At 72.9% G+C, this 240-nt stretch carries 1 protein-coding gene; it reads left to right on the top strand.

The annotated features are described in order from the left end of the window. Window positions 1-93: 93 nt before the first annotated feature. Window positions 94-240 (top strand): hypothetical protein (locus tag HKX41_13155; GenBank protein NNC25082.1); only part of this gene is annotated, 147 nt, incomplete at its 3' end.

Here is a 240-nt window from a genome sequence, read left to right as displayed (position 1 = left end):
CCGCCGACTCCGCCTCCGCAACGCTCCATGCCACGGCTTGGGTTCGCCACCGCCGGCACCCATCTCCTTCCCACCTCCAAGCCCACACCGCCCATGCACGCTCTGCGCTTCGACAACGCCTTCGTCCGCGACCTGCCGGGCGATCCGGACACCGCGCCGGGCGTGCGCCAGGTCCACGGCGCGCTGTATTCGCGGGTCGATCCCACGCCGGTGGCGGCGCCGCGCTTGCTCGCGCATTCG

This window comes from Salifodinibacter halophilus, from assembly GCA_012999515.1.
GTDB lineage: Bacteria > Pseudomonadota > Gammaproteobacteria > Nevskiales > Salinisphaeraceae > Salifodinibacter > Salifodinibacter halophilus.
Note: the sequence above shows the minus strand (reverse complement) of the source record. Positions and strands in the feature narration are given on the sequence as shown.